Annotated in this window: 14 protein-coding genes; 12 read left to right on the plus strand and 2 right to left on the minus strand. The window is 56.1% G+C overall.

The genetic code is table 11. From position 1 onward, the window contains the following. The first annotated feature begins 296 nt into the window (after window positions 1-296). The 5 genes from ABJ076_RS20800 to ABJ076_RS20820 all read left to right on the plus strand — a co-directional run bounded on the left by ABJ076_RS20800 (window position 297) and on the right by ABJ076_RS20820 (window position 5,717). Window positions 297-1,196: a LysR substrate-binding domain-containing protein gene (locus tag ABJ076_RS20800; RefSeq protein WP_348193380.1), complete on the plus strand. Its 900-nt coding sequence runs from the start codon at window positions 297-299 to the stop codon at window positions 1,194-1,196. Between the two features lie 124 nt (window positions 1,197-1,320). Beyond that, on the plus strand, window positions 1,321-2,850 hold the full coding sequence (locus ABJ076_RS20805; protein ID WP_348193382.1) for an amidase: 1,530 nt from the start codon (window positions 1,321-1,323) through the stop codon (window positions 2,848-2,850). A 4-nt stretch (window positions 2,851-2,854) separates the two neighbouring features. After that, complete coding sequence (locus tag ABJ076_RS20810) at window positions 2,855-4,138, plus strand: TRAP transporter large permease (RefSeq protein WP_348193385.1); 1,284 nt, start codon at window positions 2,855-2,857, stop codon at window positions 4,136-4,138. A gap of 20 nt (window positions 4,139-4,158) precedes the next feature. Beyond that, window positions 4,159-5,133, plus strand: a complete 975-nt coding sequence (locus ABJ076_RS20815; RefSeq protein ID WP_348193388.1) for a TRAP transporter substrate-binding protein — start codon at window positions 4,159-4,161, stop codon at window positions 5,131-5,133. A gap of 56 nt (window positions 5,134-5,189) precedes the next feature. Then, complete coding sequence (locus tag ABJ076_RS20820) at window positions 5,190-5,717, plus strand: TRAP transporter small permease subunit (protein ID WP_348193390.1); 528 nt, start codon at window positions 5,190-5,192, stop codon at window positions 5,715-5,717. 154 nt (window positions 5,718-5,871) lie between these two features. Here the strand turns inward: ABJ076_RS20820 and ABJ076_RS20825 are convergent, their stop codons facing one another. Further along, window positions 5,872-7,599 carry a hypothetical protein gene (locus tag ABJ076_RS20825; protein WP_348193392.1) on the minus strand — a complete coding sequence of 576 codons (1,728 nt, stop codon included), beginning with the start codon at window positions 7,597-7,599 and terminating at the stop codon, window positions 5,872-5,874. 131 nt (window positions 7,600-7,730) lie between these two features. Beyond that, window positions 7,731-8,612, minus strand: coding sequence for a DMT family transporter (locus ABJ076_RS20830; RefSeq protein WP_348193395.1), 882 nt, complete (start codon window positions 8,610-8,612; stop codon window positions 7,731-7,733). A gap of 241 nt (window positions 8,613-8,853) precedes the next feature. On the opposite strand from ABJ076_RS20830, the gene ABJ076_RS20835 reads away from it, so the two are divergent. From ABJ076_RS20835 to ABJ076_RS20865, 7 genes are read left to right on the plus strand one after another with little or no spacing between them, the layout of a single operon-like run. Continuing rightward, window positions 8,854-9,324, plus strand: coding sequence for an SUF system Fe-S cluster assembly regulator (locus tag ABJ076_RS20835; RefSeq protein WP_348193398.1), 471 nt, complete (start codon window positions 8,854-8,856; stop codon window positions 9,322-9,324). 55 nt (window positions 9,325-9,379) lie between these two features. Next, window positions 9,380-10,837 carry a Fe-S cluster assembly protein SufB gene (gene sufB / locus ABJ076_RS20840; RefSeq protein WP_348193401.1) on the plus strand — a complete coding sequence of 486 codons (1,458 nt, stop codon included), beginning with the start codon at window positions 9,380-9,382 and terminating at the stop codon, window positions 10,835-10,837. Between the two features lie 42 nt (window positions 10,838-10,879). Continuing rightward, window positions 10,880-11,635, plus strand: a complete 756-nt coding sequence (gene sufC, locus ABJ076_RS20845; protein ID WP_348193516.1) for a Fe-S cluster assembly ATPase SufC — start codon at window positions 10,880-10,882, stop codon at window positions 11,633-11,635. 20 nt (window positions 11,636-11,655) lie between these two features. Next, a complete protein-coding gene (gene sufD, locus ABJ076_RS20850; protein WP_348193404.1) occupies window positions 11,656-12,984 on the plus strand; it encodes a Fe-S cluster assembly protein SufD in 1,329 nt (442 codons plus the stop codon). Next, complete coding sequence (locus ABJ076_RS20855) at window positions 12,981-14,210, plus strand: cysteine desulfurase (protein ID WP_348193406.1); 1,230 nt, start codon at window positions 12,981-12,983, stop codon at window positions 14,208-14,210. The genes sufD and ABJ076_RS20855 overlap by 4 nt, the downstream gene beginning before the upstream one ends. Then, on the plus strand, window positions 14,210-14,611 hold the full coding sequence (locus tag ABJ076_RS20860; protein ID WP_348193408.1) for a DUF59 domain-containing protein: 402 nt from the start codon (window positions 14,210-14,212) through the stop codon (window positions 14,609-14,611). The genes ABJ076_RS20855 and ABJ076_RS20860 overlap by 1 nt, the downstream gene beginning before the upstream one ends. A gap of 58 nt (window positions 14,612-14,669) precedes the next feature. Next, the gene (locus tag ABJ076_RS20865) at window positions 14,670-15,023 is read left to right on the plus strand and encodes an iron-sulfur cluster assembly accessory protein (RefSeq protein ID WP_348193411.1); all 354 of its coding nucleotides are present in this window, start codon (window positions 14,670-14,672) and stop codon (window positions 15,021-15,023) included. Window positions 15,024-15,131 lie beyond the last annotated feature (108 nt).

Here is a 15,131-nt window from a genome sequence, read left to right on the forward strand (position 1 = left end):
ATGATATCCGCTGCGGTCAAGAAGCTGAGCCGTTTTGCGCCGTTGAAACGCGCACATTGGGCAGTCCTAAAGGCCCAGCGGTTTGGCCAGGGGCCCTTAACGGAACCTAGAGAAGGGCGATTTTAATCCGATCAAAACTGGGACGCGCAGAGCGTTCCCGTTTACTAAAGGGGCTTTGACAGAGTCGCTCAGGCACTTTTTGCCAGCAATAGAGTGACTTTCTGTCGGTATATGGCAGTTGAGGATGCTCGGTTATTCCAGGTAACGAAATTCTAAAAACGATTACGATCCGTCATTTGCGTGTGATCGCAGCACTGGCTGATCTGAAACTGGTTGCACGGGTGTCGGAGGCGCTGAATGTCACGCAACCCGCAATATCAAAGCAGATCGCCGAGCTGGAGAGGATTGTTGGCGTTCCTGTTGTGACGCGGGATCGAAACCGGCTTTATCTTACGCCGATCGGTAGCCGTCTCGCCGACCATGCTAAACGGGTGCTTGGTCAGCTTGATCGAGCGGCTTTCGACATTGAAGCGATGGCAAGCGGCGTATCGGGAGCTGTCTCCATTGGCGTTGTGAGTTCGGTGGCACCGACCTTATTGCCCGGGGCCATTGCCTTGTTCAAGAGCAGCACCCCGCAGGCAAGCGTTTCCGTGTTTGAAGGGCATTTCGTCGAACTCTTTCCAAGGCTTGAGTCCGGAGCGCTTGATCTTCTGATCGCACGAACCTGGCAGCCTCAGGAATTGCCGGGCATAGACCAGAAGACACTCTTTTCAGAGCCGATCGTGGTTGTTGCCGGGCGTAACCATCCACTGGCACAAAAGCATGATTTGACTTGGCCGGATGTGGCCAATTGCCCGTGGATTTTTCCTCAGTCGAACTCGGTTGCGCGAAAGGCTCTGGATGCACTCTTCGCAGCAAATGGTTTGACGCCGCCCGCCAATACGATCGCGTCGCTCTCCTTGACCCTGAATCTGGAGCTGATGAGGGCGATGCCCGCGCTGGGGCTGATGCCGCAACGCCTTGCCCAAATTCAGTCCACGCGGGGCGAGATTGCCACGCTGCCGTTAGACACACGTGGCTTGCTGTCTGAGGTTCGGTGTTTTTGCCGCGCTGATCAGATCGAACAGAATGGCGCCTTGTCTCTTTTCATGAAATGTCTCGAGCAAAAGACAGAAGAACTCAAAACCATTCCGTAAGGTTAATGTTTTAGGTCAAATTATTATTATTTTCCCCGATATCAGTTTATTACCATAACAAAAAATAAATTCGGAGGAATCAAACAATGCCACTTCTATCCATAATTGATTTTTGGGCGGGCTGATGAGTCGAGCGATTCTGGTCGCGCTCTCTGCTTGTGAGGTCCTGGAAGCCTTTAATAACGGCAGTCTAACGCCAAATGATTACCTGGCGGCCTGTCTTGAGCAGATTTCACGATTCAATCCCAAGATAAATGCATTGGCTGCAATCGACGCTGAGCGTGCCGTGTCGGAGGCTTCGTTGGCGACTTCGCGTTGGCAGGCAGGAACTCCGATTGGGCCACTGGACGGTTTGCCGATCGGCGTCAAAGACTTGCAGGATACAAAAGGTTTGCTGACGACCCATGGCAGCACCCGTGCCCTTAGCAATGTCCCCGATAAGGATTTGCCCATGGTGGCGCGTTTGCGCGCTGCGGGGGCGATCATACTTGCCAAGACAAATGTCCCGGAACTTGGAGCAGGCGGGAACAGCCGCAATCCTGTATGGGGCGCGACCGGGAATCCCTTCGACCCGAATCTCACTGCAGGCGGATCGTCCGGTGGATCAGCGGCCGCGCTGGCTGCAGAACTCTTGCCTTTGTGCACGGGGTCGGACACCGGAGGATCATTGCGATTACCTGCGGGACTTTGCGGGGTTGTCGGCTTTCGTCCTTCTGTCGATGTTATTGCGCACCCTACGCGTCCGCTCGGATGGTCCGGTATCTCAGTGCTCGGGCCCATGGCGCGTACGATGGATGACCTCATCCTGATGCTAAATGTTTGTCAGGGAAGTGATCCGGATGATCCACTAACGAACTCGGTCGCAACGGACCGTTTCTCTTCACTACGCGAGGTCAAACTTGCAGATCTTAGGGTTGGGTTCAGTGAGGATTTTGGCGGTGCACCAGTAGATCCCGCCATTCGCCAAACCTTTCGATCCCGAGTTGAGATACTGCGCCAACATGTTGGCGAGTGTCGTCCGGTAGATCTTAATCTGGGCGAGATGGACCGGACATTCGATGTATTGCGCGCGGAAAGTTTCGTAACCGCTTTCGCAGAGCAATTAAGCAGCACGCCCGATGCATTCGGGCCTCACATTGAAAGCAATGTGGCTCTTGGCCTATCTATGAGCTTGGCTGACCGGGCTTGGGCTCATGCCGAGCAGACGAAAATATTACGCAAATTCAACGCATTAATGAAAGATTTTGACGTCGTTTTGTTGCCGACGGCGCCTGTGCCGCCTTTCCGGTGGACCGAATCCCATCCCAGCGAGATCGATGGTCAAGATATGGATATCTATTACCGCTGGCTGGCGCTCAATTATCGGGGCTCGCTCATGGGAGGGCCTGCCATCACTGTTCCAGCGGGTAGAGATCCCCATGACATGCCCTTCGGTCTTCAGATGCTTGGGCCGATACGGGGGGATGAAGCTTTATTGGGGGTTGCGAAGGCTGTCGAAACGCTTTTTGCGGCATCGCCTGAAACGGCACGCCCCAGGCCGGATCTTGAGAACGTAAAGCCATCGAGCGTCGATCTTCGCTCGATCGTTACAAACCCGCCTATTTCAACTAAAAATGCGCGACCGGAAAAGTCGTCACTACGAACGGCGGTGTAGCACCATGTGGTTGATCCCCCTGATCTTCGCTGTGTTGCTGATCAGCGGCACGGCCTTTGCTTACCTCATGGGGGCGGTGTCTGTTCTGGCTTTTGTCGCAGCTGGAAAATCCCAATTCCTTTCGATTATGCCACAGCGCATTTTCGCGCAGCTCGATGTTTTTGCCTTTATGGCAATGCCTCTGTTCATCCTGACTGCCGAGATCATGAGCCGTGCCGGAGTCACCCGCAGTCTGATCGATTTTGCGATGTCCATCGTCGGCAGGTTTCGCGGTGGTTTGGGGCATGTGAACATTCTGACAAGTGTGTTTTTCGCTGGTATCTCGGGGTCTGCCATTGCCGATAGCGCGGCGTTGTCGCGGACTTTCGTGCCTGAAATGAAGGCACGCGGTTATGACCCGTTTTATGCCGGGGCGATTACCGCAGCCTCATCAATGATCGGGCCAATTATTCCGCCCTCGATCATCATGATCATATACGGCGGTCTTACGGGCACATCCGTTGCTGCCTTGTTCATAGCAGGCGTGGTTCCGGGCTTCCTTCTCGCGGCGGCGCTAATGTTGCTAAACGCGGGGATCGCGGCCGTAAAAGGCCATCCCGGCGGAAGTTCTGCTGATCTGCCGAAGTTTCTGCCGAGCCTGTTGAATGCCGCGCCTGCCTTATGCCTGCCTGTGGTGATTCTTGGGTCGCTGGTGTTCGGTCTGGCGACGCCAACCGAAGGATCAGCAATCGCTGTTCTCGTCGCCCTGATGGCCGGGCAGTTTTACAAAGGGCTGAGCTGGAGCATGATCTTCGATGCGGTCGAAGCGACAGCGCGGATGACCGGCACGATCTTCATCATTCTCGCGGCGATATCCGTGCTTGGCTATCTTGCCGGTCAATTGGGTTGGTCGCAGGCATTGGCGACGTGGGTCGAGTCCTTCGGACTCACCGGTACGCGATACTTGTTTTTCCTTGTCTGCATCTTTCTGGTCGCAGGCATGTTCATGGATACGCCCGTTGCGCTCACGCTGCTGATTCCGCTGTTTGCGCCGCAGGCACTCGAACAGGGGATCAGCCCGATCCATCTCGGCATCGTGCTGTGTTTCAACCTGTGCGTCGGGCTGATTACACCGCCTCTGGGAAAATGCCTCGTCGTTGTATCCGCCCTGACGTCGTTGAACTACTGGCGGCTGGCCTATGCGGTGCTGCCTTTTATCGTTGTGCAGGTCCTCTTGTTGCTGGCGCTGGTTTACTGGCCCGCGATTAGCCTGACACTGCCACGCGTTTTCGGTTTTTCAGTCAACTAAGAAACAAAAGGGAGAAAACGATGAAACTCAAACTGCTAGCGATGGCACTGATGCTGGCGATAGCGACTCCGGCATCAGCAGAGGTCAAGATTGCACTGGACGGCAAACCGAACCTGAAACAGTCCGGATCCTATAACTGGGCACATGCTTTTGTTAATGCGCTGAAAGCAGCCGGCATGGACGCGCGTGAAATGCCCGCCGGGTCTGTTGGAAACGAAGCCGAGAAGTTCGATCAGGTTTCGACAGGTCTGTTGGAAGTGTCCCTGTCCGATGTCCGGGCCGTCGCACAGGTCGACCCTTTCATCTACGGCGTCCGTTTGCCTTACATCTTTGACGACACGGCGCATATGGATCGCGCGTTGGCTGCAGGTAAGGTGTTTGACCGTCTGAACGCGACCTTGGCGAAACAAGATGTGCGGGTCGTCTCCCTGGTGCCGATCGGCCCGTCCTCGGGCATTATCACCACCACGACTGCAGTGCGTTCGCCTGCGGATATGGCCAAGCTGCGCATGCGGGCGCTGGATGACGCGCAGATCGCTATGTACACAGCGTGGGGCTCCAGTGGCACGATCGTTCCTTGGGGTGAGGTTCCTGCCGGTCTCCAGACGGGCATTATTGACGGCTACCTCAATTCACCGTTCGTGCCGGTGATGTTCGGTCAGACGGACTTCGTGCGGAACTTCTCGGACGCGGGTGTCATCATTCCATTGCGCTCAGTCATCATGTCGAAGTCCTGGTATGACGGATTGTCTGACGCAGATCGTGCCACGGTCGATGCGGCGGTCGAGACGGCCGACAAGGCCGCCCGCGATTGGCTGAGCAAGGCTTCGGTTTCCGGTCTCGCCGCGCTCGAGGAAAAGGGTGTCACTGTTCAGCGGCTGACCCCGGAGGAACGTTCCGTGTTCCGTGAAGCCTCGAAGCCTGTTTACAATTCCGGCCTGATGGCGGCTGAGGATGTCAAAGTCTGGACGGATCTGTCGGACGGAAACCGCTGATAAACGGATGGCGGGACGCAGACGCGGCCCGCCATTTCCTCAGGAGAGAATGAAAAATGCGACAGATCATCATCTCGGCAAGCGATGGCATTCATTCATTTGTCCGTCGGGTTGCGGTGTTTGTGGTCTGCTTGATGTTCATCACAGTGATGATCCAGATCGCAGCCCGGTATATCTTCTCTGCTCCTCCGGTCTGGACCGAGGATGTCGCACGCTATGCAATGGTGTGGACCGGCCTTTTGGGCGCCACACTGTCCTTCAAGACGCGATCCGATGCCGTGCTCATGGAAAGTGTCTTTCCCAAGCGTCCGCATTTTCTCGGTCTCTGCGCCGACGCTATTCATAGTGCGGCGGTCCTGACCTTCATCCTGCCCGTGATCTATTTCTGTTTCATGGGGCTGCGCGGCGGATTAGCAAAAGGCTACCTTGCGCGGCAATCGGGCCTAACCGCAGACACACTCGGCATTCCAATGGTCTGGATTTCAGTATCGGTTCCCTTGGCCATGATCATCATCTTGCTGCATCTTGCGGCGCGGTGGGCGTCTGATTCATCTCTAAAGAAGATAGAGGCGCAGCTCGAGTAACTACCAGTAATTCGTTCACGGCCGCGCTCCGCGAATGAAACGAGATCCTTGGGTTGTGCATCCAGGCCAGCTGGCCGCTTACACCGGCAAGCACGGCGGATCTGAAAATCGGATTTTCAGACAAGTTAGCAATTCAATCAGACGCAAGGTGGGGCTAGTTGAAGAAGCCGCTCCGGTGCAGCTGCACATGGAAGTCTCTCAGGATCTTCTCTTTCTTTGCGTCGTCTGGAACCTGTGCCACCAGTTCGGTTTCGAAATTCGGCCGGCGCAAATGTTTGACGATGATTTCTCGCGCGAGTTTCGAAGCCTTGCCATCGGGAAGCATCTCCGGCTGACACATGCTGACCAGCATGAAGGCTCTAATATGCAGCGGTTTGTTAGGGTCATCCAGTCGGTCGAGGATTTTACCGTCGACCACATATGTCGCTAACAGCTCGTCCAGATGTTCTGTCAATTGCGCTTTGCGGGAGTCGGGAAGGCTTGAGTTTTGAATGCGGTAGAAGATGGAAGTGACTTTTTCCATCTTCTTGTTCGGGGCACCGCTGCGCACAATCTGTGTTACGGAGTCGGGGGTCATGAACAGACCGTTCAGGTGTTGCTCGATCTCGTTCTTCAACAGATCCTTGCCGAGATCGCTCTCTCTCAGGGAAAGCAGATAGCCCGCCTTGCGACCCGGGTCGCGGAGTGCGGGCAGCACACTGGCTGTCGCCGCTTTCAGGCCGCCTTCACCGCCCTTGTTGATGATGTGGGATTGGCGATGTGTAATGGCCTCGGCCATCTCCGGCCCACCTGTCAGCTCCGTTCCCGGAATCAACCGCTGCAGCATTTCCCGGAAGACTTTCGGCTCCTCGGCACCGTCTTTGGTCAGGGTGCCGCTACCCTGTAACTGACGGCAAACCCGTTCCATTACGGCGAGTTTTGATTCCGGCAGTTTCGAGTCTTTGAAAAGGCCGTTGATCTTGTTTGCTGTTGCCTCGGTTGAGGTAGCATCCCGGGCCTTCTCCGGGTCAATTGAGCGCACTCCGTCGGCAATCTCGATCAGAGTAATGAGAGCGTCCGCAAGGCTTTCCTGTTCGCCAAGCAGATCCTGTAGGACCGAAGCATTGCTCAGCGTATCGCTGATGAACCAGTCTAGATTTGCAAGCGCGGGATCGGATTTGCAGGCGCTTGCCCAGTCAACTGACATGGCGAACTTGCCCCACCAGTTACGGACATTGACCAACTCCCGGCTGACAGCGACCCGGAAAAGATATCCCGGTGCTTCTCCGTTTGATTGTTTGTTGATCTGCTGGATTGCTTCGTTGATATCGACATTCGTAAGCGACGGCAGATTGAGACTTTCTGCCTGCTTGGCCCGCGTGTTGAGTCGGTCAGCAAAACCGAAGAGCGTATCCCTCCGCTCTCCCATCGTCGGCCCGTCTTCACTACGGGATTGCATCTGCGCAATCTTGGCGACTGCTGAAGGCAGCATGCTCTCGAAATCCATGATCCGCTTCATTTCACGGGCGTTATGCATGACTTCGGTTGCGGTTACGGTGTTCTTGTCTAAATAGGCCCGGAACAGCCGATTGATCGAATTCCGCCCCCCACCATTAAACAGATCTTCTATGTCCTCGCACACTGGGGCCAGGCTACTGGGCTCGCCAACAGCGATGCGGTCGGCGCCTCCGGTGGAACGCAATTTCTCGAACAGGATGTCGCCTGGTGCAGGATTGCCGATATCCTCAGACGATTCCTTGAGCACGCGAACGCCCATGACGCCGGGTTTGCCAAGAAACTGAACCGCAGCCTTCTGCGCAGTCTCAAGATCGCCAGCGGCGCTTTCGATCGCCCAGGATCCCTCCCTTAGCGTCAGGATCTCTAAAGTCTTCTTACGAAGCATTCTGCTCGACCGTCCTCGTCGATTTTCCAGCTATTTTATTGTGAATTTGCATGTCGATAAAGACGTTTTCAGATTCGCGGAAAATGAAGTGATTCAGCTTTACTAAAACGACAAGAGAACAATGTGCCGCATTACAGCGTGTCTTTATGTGCTTTTTGCTCCACCCAGATATTTAGAAGGTTGCCGGAGAAGATGATGGCCCCACCGATTAAGACGAAGGGGTTCCAAGGCTCCTGATAGAAACTGAACCCTATAACCGCGATCAGTGGCAGTCGCAGAAAATCCAGCGGGCTGACGATCGTGGCATCGGCATAGGCCACTGCTTTGGCAATGCAGTAGTGGGAGCTGAGCCCAGCGATACCGAGCACGACAATGAACGGCAAAACCTCCGCTGATGGCGTGACCCACAGAGGTATTGAGGGTACCAGCCCCATCGGAAGCTGGATCAGATTCATATAGAAAATGATTTTGAAGGCGCTTTCGGTGGAAGCGAGGCCGCGGGTGAAAACATAGGTGCAGGCGAAGCAGATTGCGGCGCCGATCACGGCAAAAGAAGCCGGTTGCAACAGCTCCGAGCCTGGTCGCAGGATGACCAGAATCCCGGCGAATCCAAGTAGCACTGATACGACGCGGGTGTGTGTCAGGCGCTCTTTCAGAAAGATGGCAGCCAGGATCGCGGTCCAGATAGGAGAGCTGAACTCAAGCGAGAAGACGGCTGCGAGCGGTAATATGCTCACCCCGAATATCCAGCCGATCTGGCCGCCGAAATGAATGATGTTGCGGCCGAGATGCTCCTTGAAACGTGGCGTTTTTAACTCCGTAAACCCGAGCTTCCATGCGTAGGGCGCGAGCAGGGCAATACAGATCGCTGTCCGCATGAACGTTACCTGGAAAACCGAGATTTCCTGTGTCAGCTCGCGTGCGGCCACGGCCATTGATGTGAAGGAGGCAAGTGCACCCATCATCCAGAGGACCGCGAGCAAGGGCTGAGATGGCTGGTTCGACGTGGACATGGAGGGACTTCTTCGATATCTGATGCAGATCAATCTAGATGGCGAGCGCTGCTCAGCACCAAGTGCCCGGCATCCTGCGATATTTACCTGTCCGGGTCTCCTCGAATGTGAACTGGTGTCGATGCCGGGACGGAATTAGAACCTTTCAAAGAAAATCACTCCAATCTGGAGTTTCGTGTTGATTTCCGCGCTGGGCGGGTTAATTAATGGTACGAATTTAGTCCGCTTTATGGACGGTGCGATGCTGAAGCTGAATAAGATGACAGATTATGCGGTTGTGGTGCTCGGCCAGATGGCCAGAGATCCCGGTCGCGTACGGACTGCTGCAGTGCTGTCAGAGACGACCGCGATTCCGCTGCCGACCGTTTCCAAGTTGCTTAAGATCCTGGCCGGCGTCGGTTTGGTGACCTCGCATCGCGGAGCAAACGGCGGGTATTCTGTGGACCGGGCGGCGGAGCAGGTGACGGTGGCGGATATCGTTCAGGCCATCGATGGCCCGATCGCGCTGACGGCTTGCGTGGATGACAGCGACGGCCAGCAGTGCGAGGTCAGTAACTCCTGCCCGATCAGTGGGAACTGGAACCGGGTCAATCTCGCCGTGAGGCGGGCGCTGGAGGATGTCACCTTGGCGGATCTTCTGGACCCGACGGAAATGTTTCCGTTACAGCCTGCCCCGGCGAGTGCGCGGCAGTCGGTGACTGCTGACAGCTGACGGACGAGACAGAGTGCAATTGAACGAGCGTTTAAGATAGCGGGATAACACGATCATGGCGGCAACTGTCGAGACAATCGAACAGGTCGAGCAGCTCGGAACCGAGAAATACAAGTATGGTTTCGTCACAGATATCGAGTCCGAAATGGCTCCGAAGGGCCTCAGTGAAGAGGTGATCCGCTTCATTTCGGCGAAGAAGGAAGAGCCGGAATGGATGCTTGAATGGCGTCTCAAGGCTTACGAGCACTTCAAAACCATGGAAGAGCCGGATTGGGCCAAGGTCGAGTACACGCCCATCGACCTGAGTGATATCTACTACTACGCAGCACCGAAGGTTAAAGAGAAGCTGAACAGTCTGGATGAGGTTGATCCGGAGCTTCTGCGCACCTATGAGAAGCTCGGTATTCCGTTGAAAGAGCAGGAAATCCTTGCTGGCGTGGTTGCGGTCGATGCGGTGTTCGATTCCGTGTCCGTCGCCACGACCTACCGCAAGAAGCTGGCCGAATACGGCGTTATCTTCTGCTCCATTTCCGAGGCCATCAAAGAGCATCCGGAGTTGGTGAAGAAATATCTTGGCTCGGTGGTTCCGTATTCCGACAATTACTTCGCTACGTTGAACTGCGCGGTCTTCACCGATGGGTCCTTCGTCTACATCCCCAAAGGCGTGCGTTGCCCGATGGAACTCTCCACCTATTTCCGCATCAACGCGGAAAATACAGGACAGTTCGAGCGCACCCTGATCGTGGCCGAGGAAGGTTCATACGTCTCTTATCTGGAAGGCTGCACCGCGCCCCAGCGTGACGAGAACCAGCTTCATGCCGCTGTGGTCGAACTGGTCGCCATGAAGGAAGCGGAGATTAAATATTCGACAGTACAGAACTGGTATCCGGGCGACGAGACGGGTGCCGGCGGCATCTATAACTTCGTGACCAAGCGCGGCGCGTGCCGTGGCGACAGCTCGAAGATCTCCTGGACTCAGGTTGAAACCGGCTCGGCCGTCACCTGGAAATATCCGAGCTGCATCTTGCAGGGCGATAATTCGGTCGGCGAGTTCTATTCCGTCGCTATCACCAACAATGCCCAGCAGGCCGATACCGGCACCAAGATGATCCATATCGGCAAGAACACGAAGTCGACGATCATTTCCAAAGGTATCAGCGCCGGTAAGGCCGACAATACTTATCGCGGCCTCGTCAAGGTGCTGCCGGGAGCTGAAGGCGCCCGGAACTACACCCAGTGCGACAGCCTGCTGATTGGCGATCAGTGCGGCGCTCACACGGTGCCCTACATCGAAACCCGCAACCCGTCTGCCCGTGTCGAGCACGAAGCAACGACCTCGAAGATTAGCGAGGACCAGCTCTTCTACTGCTCGCAGCGCGGTCTTTCGGAAGAGGACGCGGTTTCGATCATCGTCAACGGATTTTGCAAGGAAGTCATGAAAGAACTTCCGATGGAATTCGCCGTCGAGGCTCAGAAACTCATTGGAATTAGTCTTGAAGGCAGCGTCGGCTGACGCGCCAGAACACCAAAAATACGCTCGGAGAGAGATATGGCTCTGTTGGAAATCAAGAATCTGCACGCCTCGCTGGAAGAGGAAGACAAGGAAATCCTGAAAGGGATCGATCTCGTCATCCAGCCCGGAGAAGTGCATGCGATCATGGGCCCGAACGGGTCCGGTAAAAGCACGCTGTCTTATGTGCTGGCCGGCCGCGACGGCTATGAAGTGACCGAAGGCGAAGTGACGTTTGGCGACAAGGAATTGCTTGAGCTGGACGCGTCCGAACGCGCCAATGAAGGCGTTTTTCTGGCCTTCCAGTACCCGGTCGAAATCCCGGGTGTGCCCGGCATGACGTTCCTGCGTGAAGCGCTTAATTCCAAGCGCAAATATCACGGCGAGGAAGAGCTGGACGCGATGCAGTTCCTTAAGCTGGTGCGTGAAAAGGCGAAGTCGCTCGAGATGGGTGACGATATGCTGAAGCGTGCCGTGAATGTCGGCTTCTCCGGTGGCGAGAAGAAGCGGAACGAGATCCTGCAGATGGCGGTGCTTGAGCCGACCCTTTGCGTCCTCGACGAGACCGATTCCGGCCTTGATATCGATGCGCTGAAGATTGTGGCCGACGGCGTGAACGCGCTGCGCAACGAAAATCGCGGGATGCTGCTGATCACCCATTATCAGCGTCTGCTGGACTACATCCAGCCGGACTTCGTGCATGTCATGGCGGCAGGCAAGATCCAGCGTTCGGGCGGCAAGGAGCTCGCGCTTGAGCTTGAGGAAAAGGGCTATGCCGACTTCACCGGTAAGGCAGCCTGAACAGGTTCGGAGAACAGGACATGCCGAACGACATGGCAAATGACAATGCGCTGCTGAAGGCTTTCAATGTGGCACCGGTTGACGGTGCGCCGGACTGGTTCGGGGCAGCTACCGCTGCCGCCGCTGCTAAGTTCGAGACACTCGGTCTGCCGACCAACCGGACCGAAGCCTGGAAATATACCAACTTGCGCGAGCTTGCCGGTGTTGCTTTTGTGGCACCGTCGGACGAAGCGACTGCCGTCGATATTCCGCGCGACAGCGTCGCGGACATCAAGGGGATTGAGATCGTCCTCGTGAATGGCCGGCTTGACGAAGGACGCTCAACGCTCGATGACCTGCCCGTCGGCTTGGCGATCACGCCGCTGTCGAAGGCGATAGAGCTGGGCGGCGGCGCCGTCAAACATGCGCTCGAAGACGAGAGTGCTATCGAGGGGTTGCCGCTTGCGGCCCTCAGCACGGCCGGGATCACCGGCGGTGTTCTGATCGAGGTAGCCAAGAACGCGGATATCGCAAAGCCGATCCACATCATCTCCATTGGCACCGCCGGTGACGAGCCGGTTGCTTTCGCGCCGCGCAATGTTGTCTGGGTTGGTCCAAGTGCCAAGGCGACGCTGGTTGAAAGCCATGTCGGTGTCGGCCAGGGCAGTTATTTCTCTAACTCCGTGACTCATGTCACGGTCGAGGACGAGGCGGTCTTCCATCATTACAAGCTGCAGAACGAGGCCCGCTCGGCTTATCACGTGGCAATGACCCAAGTGACCTGTGGCGAGAAGGTAATCTACGACAATTTCGCCCTGTCCTGCGGCGCGAAGCTGGCCCGCAACGAAATCCGCGGTAAGTTGGACGGCTCCGAGATCCTCTATGCGGTAAACGGCGTCTATATGGCAGCGGCAAACCAGCATCTCGATAACACCACCTTCATTGAGCATGCAAAACCGAACAGCCAGTCGCGCGAGATTTACAAGGGCGTGCTGGACGAAAACGGACGTGGCGTCTTTCAGGGCAAAATTCTGGTTCAGCGCCCTGCGCAGAAGACCGACGGCTATCAGATGAACCGGGCGCTGCTGCTGTCCCGCAAGGCGGAGATCGACAGCAAGCCGGAGCTTGAAATCTATGCCGACGACGTGAAATGCAGTCATGGCGCCACAGTGGGCGAACTGGATGATAATCAGCTCTTCTATCTGAAAGCGCGCGGTATTGCTGAGCACGATGCTCGTAATATGCTGATCGAGGCTTATCTCCGCGATGCGCTGGAGGAGATCCGGACGGATTCCGTGGCCCAGGCCTTCGGTGCGAAAATTACCGATTGGCTGGCGGAGCGTGCGACAAGAGAGGATGCGGCGCGATGAGCGAGGCAGGGTACGACGTCGAAAAGATCCGTCAGGACTTCCCGATCCTCTCCACTTCCGTGCGAGGAAAGCCTCTGGTGTTTCTCGATTCCGCAGCTTCGGCGCAGAAACCGAAGCAGGTGATCGACGCCGTAACCCATATGTACGAGGCAGAATACGCAAACGTGCATCGCGGTCTGCATTACCTGAGCGAATTGGCGACGGCGCGCTATGAAGGTGCTCGGGAGAAAGTTCAATCCTTCATCAATGCCAGGCACAGCCACGAGGTCATCTATACCCGTGGCACGACCGACGCGCTTAACCTCGTGGCTCACTCCTATGCCCGCGCCTTCCTTGAAGAAGGCGATGAGATCATCATCACGACCATGGAGCATCACTCCAACATTGTGCCGTGGCAGATGGTCCGGGACGAAAAGGGGTTGATGCTCAAGGCTGCTGATGTCGACGAGGAGGGCGCGTTCCACCTTTCCGCCCTTGAGGCACTGATCACGGATCGGACGAAGATCATTGCCGTGCCGCATGTCTCAAACGTGCTCGGCACCGTTTTGCCGGTGAAGGAAATTGCCGCTCTCGCTCACAAGGCTGGTGCTGTGCTGGTCGTGGACGGGGCGCAGGGCGTCACCCATATGCCGGTGGACATGCAGGATCTCGACTGCGATTTCTACGCTTTCTCTGGTCACAAGCTCTATGGGCCGACCGGGATCGGTATTCTTTACGGCAAGGAAGAGCTGCTGGAGAAGATGCCGCCGGTGCAGGGCGGCGGCGACATGATTAACACGGTGACGATCGAGAAATCGACCTGGGCCGACCTGCCGCACAAGTTCGAGGCGGGTACACCGCCGATTGCCCAGGCCGTCGGTCTCGGTGCAGCAGTGGATTATGTGAATGCCATTGGTATGGCGGCAATCGGTGAGCATGAGGGCGACGTATTAAATTACGCGACTCAGCGGCTTGCTTCGGTCGAGGGGCTTCGCCTGATCGGCACGGCGCCGGGCAAGGCGAGTGTGCTGTCGTTCGTCATGGATTGTGCCCATCCGCATGATATTTCGACCATTATCGATCAGGCCGGTGTGGCAGTGCGCGCTGGACACCATTGCGCGCAACCGCTGATGGATAGGTTCGATGTGCCGGCCATGGCACGGGCTAGTCTCGGCCTTTACAATACGCGACAGGATATCGACACGCTCGTCGACAGCCTGGAAAAGGTGAGGGAGATCTTCTCGTGATGCACGCAGGTCCCGGAATGCATGACTTTCTTGATATCCCGCCTCCTGAAGAAGGCATCGTTGCTGAAGTTGGTGAGCCGCTTGCCGACGGTGTCGCGGTCGCCACGGAAGACGCGATTATCCTTGCGCTGAAAGAAGTCTACGATCCGGAAATCCCAGTCGACATCTATGAACTTGGCCTCGTTTACGAAATCGCTATCGCACAGAATGGCGATGTGAAAATTCTGATGACGCTGACAGCGCCGGCATGTCCGGTCGCCGGGCAGCTTCCGATCGATGTCGGCGAAGCGGCCGCGAGCGTCAAAGGCGTGGGCCGGGTGCAGGTCGAATTGAGCTGGGAGCCTGCCTGGACCCCGGACCGGATGAGCGATGAGGCTCGCCTTGCGCTCAACATGTTCTAGAAAATAACGCGCGAATCACTATATTAATAAGACAGGCTCGACAGAGGAAAGAGACGATATGTTTCAGCCCGGTAAAGCCCCGATCACATTGACGGAAGCCGCTGCCGAGAGGGTCAAGACCCTGATGGCGGCGAAACCGGAGGACGGTGTTCTCGGTCTCCGTGTTGGCGTGAAGGCAAAAGGTTGCTCAGGCCTCAGCTATTTCGTCGAGTATGCCAAAGAGCGGAAAAAGTTCGAGGACATGGTCGAGGACAAGGGGGTCACTATCTTTGTCGATCCGACATCCGTGATGTTCATCCTCGGCTCTGAAATGGACTTCCAGGAAGACAAATATTATTCGGGCTTCGTTTTCAACAACCCGAACGAAGAAAGCCGTTGCGGTTGCGGCGAGAGCTTTAACGTCGCAAGCTGACGCGACGGCGCTTACCATTGAGCGTTCAAGAACACGCATAAAGGCAGCGAATAAGTTCGCTGTCTTTTTCTTTTCCCGGCACGTGTTACCGCGATCTCGACCGTCGCC

It is taken from the genome of Nisaea sp. (assembly GCF_039990255.1).
GTDB lineage: Bacteria > Pseudomonadota > Alphaproteobacteria > Thalassobaculales > Thalassobaculaceae > Nisaea.